This window comes from Shewanella sp. 10N.286.51.B8 (assembly GCF_041469325.1).
In the GTDB taxonomy this organism is placed as follows: domain Bacteria; phylum Pseudomonadota; class Gammaproteobacteria; order Enterobacterales; family Shewanellaceae; genus Shewanella.
Genome location: NZ_JBFRKG010000086.1, coordinates 1 through 4,249 on the forward strand (window position 1 = coordinate 1; position 4,249 = coordinate 4,249).

A 4,249-nucleotide genomic window follows, 5' to 3' on the forward strand; every position below is an offset into this window, starting at 1 on the left:
GGTGGCTTTGTAATTGTATCTAAATAATGGGTGGCTTTGTAATTGCTATAATAAAATAGGCCTCGATTAATAATAATCGAGGCCTTAAACATGTTACTTCTTAGGTGTTACATGACAAGTTACACAGCTATATGGGTCAGGGAATGACTCAGTATTGTACCAGTCACTGTTACCAAAGCTTTGTTGTCTACCCGCAGGTAAATCATTATATTTTGAACCATCCCAATTCTGTTTCACTACATTCGGTTTATCAACCTGATCTGCACATGAACCTGGGCCAAATAGTTCGCTAGGTGCGTTTGGTCCCATATGTTGAGGGAAGCCACTACACTCTACGTCACTGAAAGCCATCCATTGAGATGCCTCACCATGGTTCTGCATTGCTTTATCTTCTGAGTGACACCAGAAACAACGCGCTGTTTCGCCATGCGCTTCAGGTGCACCATTACCACCGTGACACGATGCACAGAAATAAGGCTCATCACGCTCTAATGTATCAACTGCTTTGCTTTTATGAATGTCATCCTTAGAGTGACATAGCTGACAGTCAGCAATATTCCAACCAAAATGTTCTTCAGTCAGTGGCGCAATTGCTTTACTTATGTCTGCAATTTTCTCAGCTTTCTCTACTTGAGCTGGGAACCGATAAGTATCACCCATTAGGCGTGCTTCATTAACTGAGTTTACTTCTGATACGTTGTAAACTAGGAACATCTTTTTCACCCATGAAAAATAGATGTACTCCATACCATGGTTACGAACCATATTATCCATTGCTACGTGAAGTTTATTTCCGCCGAAAGTACCATACCAATGGTCGATACATTCTTTAGCTTTAATTTCAGTGATTGAGCCATCGCTTTCACGTAGCCATGAACACTCACGGTCAAGTTCAAATTCTGCTGCAATTTCAGGGTCTAAGAAGTCCTGTGCACTTGGCCATGAGCCCTGAGTAACAATGATATCTAATGTGTATTCATTCATACCCGCAGCGTAGTTCCAGCCGTCTAAGCCTTCAGCACGAAGTTTATTTGAAGGACCAACTTCAGGGTGGCTGATTTGATTCATCACATAACTGCCAAGTTTAGAACCTGTAGAAAGTGTTGGCCAGAAGGTAAAACCAAATTCAGCAGAACCGGCTTCTTTTGCTGTTTCGTTTGCAGAGATAACCATATCAAGGCTGGTGATGACGCCAGGGCGATAAATATCAGGGCGTAAGTTGTAAGCTTTTACTTCAACATCTTGAGCAATGGTTTTAATGAATTCATCACCATAACCGTCAGTATCCTCCATATCTAGGGTAATTTCTTTTAAAATTACCTTGCCACCGTTACTAGCTTTAAAGTTGACTTCATCAATATGGGTTTGCCACACACGATCACGATAGGCTTCACTCACTGGTTGTATACGGATCTGAGACCCATCACGCACAAGGGTTTCATCAAGGCGGTCATACACAGTTTCTAAATATCCGTTAAAATCATTTAGCATGTCACCACCACCGTGTGACAAAGTGACTCCCCAACTATCACTATCTTGGTAATCACCCCAGTGGGAATAATGTGTGGCAGGTGCGTTGTCAAATGTACCGTCGCCATCGGCATCAAATGACACGGTAAAGTCATAGCTTTGACGTGCTTCATTAAAGCCGCCTAACTTGACTTCAAAATCATCTCTTATCGATGAGATGTACATCATCAAGTCTAAAGCTGAGTAGTTACCAGGCATGAAAATATCATCACGAACAGCTTGCTCTTGCCAAGCTCGTAGATCGCTTAGCTGAACTTCCATGTAGTATTTGCTGTCGTCTCTGGTCCGCATGTTATATTTCGATGCTGTAGCGAAGGCTTCGCCATTCTTAAAGCCAGCATCGGGAACTTCAAAATCTTCCGGCATGTCACTTGAGCACATATCTTCGTGCCCTTTCATGCAAGGGAACCAACGACCTAAATAAACTTCGATAGTACCGTCAACGGCTGTTTCAGTATCAACGATAAGATCAAAGTGATTGCGTATTTCGTCAGGTAATTCAACTTCAGGAATTTCTGAGACCGGTGGAGGGGCATCATTTGAATCAGATCCACCACAAGCCGTCATTAAAGGTAGCAACATCATAGCAAACGTTGTTTTTTTCAAGTTTCCATATTTCAGGTTCTTGTTCATCATAAATAACCTTTTTAATTATCTTATTTAATATTCATTCTCCAGGAACAAGCTCAATATTAATTAAGGTGTAGATAAGGTCTCTTATGAGAATTCACAGAACATTATAAATATAGATTATTATCACATTGATAATAAATCTGATTATTTTAATTTAAATGCCCTTATGTAAAAATAGTTGGAGCTATTGTTGTGGGTATGTTTTTTATTTTTACTCCCTACCTTGTGTTGAGTCCATTGCCAATATGATAAGTCACGGTAGATGAGTTAATTTTGTTGAAAAACTGTGCTGATCAAAGCAATTATGTTCGTTGTGACTCTACACACACATACAACCTAAGAGAATTGTATTGCCTAATTGTGTAGATATAATAATAGAAATCAATATTAATTATGATGAATTGAGATGAGCATAATAATAAAAAACAAAAGAACCGCTATGGTCGAAACCGATGAAGGTTTGTTTTCTAGCTTTAAAATTACTCCTAAGTGGATTATATGTTTTGAGCAACTAGGTAAAGATGATATTCAATGTGTAAATAAAAGATTAGATTTGGTTGTGACTAATTGTGATGAGGGTTCGAGCACATTTTTATGTGAGTCTTTATTTGCCCAGCAAAAAAAACATAACGGTAAAGATGTTGTTATATGGAGAGATAATGATAGTTTTTACAGTAAAGTCGTAATTAGTATGAGCCCATTTAGCCAGACCAATGCTAGTGTAGTATTTATTGTAAATAATGAAATTGAACTTAGAGAAATTGAATGTAATATTCGTTCGATAAAAGTCTCTGTATTAAATATCTATAAAAAGTACGAAACGACTATCGTAAGCGAAGTCGCTAAAAACTATGGTATTAGCAAAAAATTACATTCCATTATTAACGCAATGTCGATGGGAATGACACGAAAAGAAGTATCTGACATGTTGAGTCTTAGTGAAAGAGGGGTTGATTATCATCTAGATACAGGCAAGTCATTGCTTCATGCGACAAACATTCCTCAACTTATCTTTAAGGCTAATCAGATAGGGGTTATAGGACAACATGATAAACTGTAAAGAGCTTGCCTCAATGGCAAAGGATTTAGATATTTCAGATATGATATTCAATGTTGACCTCAGTGAAAAATCCTCATTTTCAATTAATAAAAAAAACCTTTTAGCTAAAAGAACTAGGCTTATGTATAGTTCTGAAAATGCGATAAATTATAGTATCTCATCTAGGAGTAAATGGGCTAAATTAGACTACAATACTGATTTATCTTTGCTAAAGGAATATCATCATTGGGACTACGAAGATTGGCATCGTTCTGCTGCTTCCCCTTTAAATGTGATGGAAAAATATGGCTATAAAGGCAAAAGGACATTTGCCATTCCATGCTTGATTAGTGAACATTATGTTGGAAGGTTTTACTTGTTTTTAGATGAAGATGTTGAGTATGACAATCAGCGAATTCAACGTATTCAGAAGATTTTTACCGACTACCAGCACTATTGCTTAGATGATTTACCGATTCACCTTAATCCATTATTGGATTACAGGCTCATCAGTGAAAATGAGATTAAAGCTATTGAGATAGTTTCTAAAGGAGGTTCTCGCTCTGATATTGCTCAACAATGCTTTTTAACAGAGCGCGGTGTCGACTATCGACTCGCCAGTATTAAAAAGAAACTAAAGGTAAAAACAAACTCACAGTTGGTTCACTTAGCGTATAAATTAAGGTTGATTTAATATTCACAAACTCATTTCTAGCTTGTCTATAATTTAATTGTCAATCGTAATGTTCTTAACATATTAATCTAACTTGATTGAAAAGTGCTGTCTATTCTAGAATTAAACTCCGAAGCGTTAATCATTATGTAGAATATATTGATTGTTTTGATGGGTATAAATAACCTGTTCCTAAAATACTGGTATTCATTCGTTAGTTTAATGGGAGTTGTTTTTAACAATATCATGAGAGATATAACTGTGAAAATAACATGGCCACCCATTTTAGTTGGCTAAATGTTAAACACTCTACTAGGCTTTAGTTATTACTTAATTTTCGGTAATTAATGATGTCCAGACCTAGAAAAACACTC

Annotated in this window: 3 protein-coding genes; 2 read left to right on the forward strand and 1 reads right to left on the reverse strand. The window is 37.0% G+C overall.

Features of this window, described 5'->3' with window-relative positions; all coding sequences use genetic code 11:
- Positions 1-93: 93 nt before the first annotated feature.
- Positions 94-2,166 (reverse strand): cytochrome c3 family protein, encoded by a 2,073-nt coding sequence (locus tag AB4160_RS19410; protein WP_372006078.1) that lies wholly within the window; start codon positions 2,164-2,166, stop codon positions 94-96.
- A 436-nt stretch (positions 2,167-2,602) separates the two neighbouring features.
- Here AB4160_RS19410 and AB4160_RS19415 point away from each other — a divergent pair, with 436 nt between their 5' ends.
- Together AB4160_RS19415 and AB4160_RS19420 are read left to right on the forward strand one after the other, a co-directional pair.
- Positions 2,603-3,223 carry a helix-turn-helix transcriptional regulator gene (locus tag AB4160_RS19415; RefSeq protein WP_372006080.1) on the forward strand — a complete coding sequence of 207 codons (621 nt, stop codon included), beginning with the start codon at positions 2,603-2,605 and terminating at the stop codon, positions 3,221-3,223.
- A gap of 13 nt (positions 3,224-3,236) precedes the next feature.
- Positions 3,237-3,896: a LuxR C-terminal-related transcriptional regulator gene (locus tag AB4160_RS19420; protein ID WP_372006082.1), complete on the forward strand. Its 660-nt coding sequence runs from the start codon at positions 3,237-3,239 to the stop codon at positions 3,894-3,896.
- Positions 3,897-4,249: the final 353 nt, after the last annotated feature.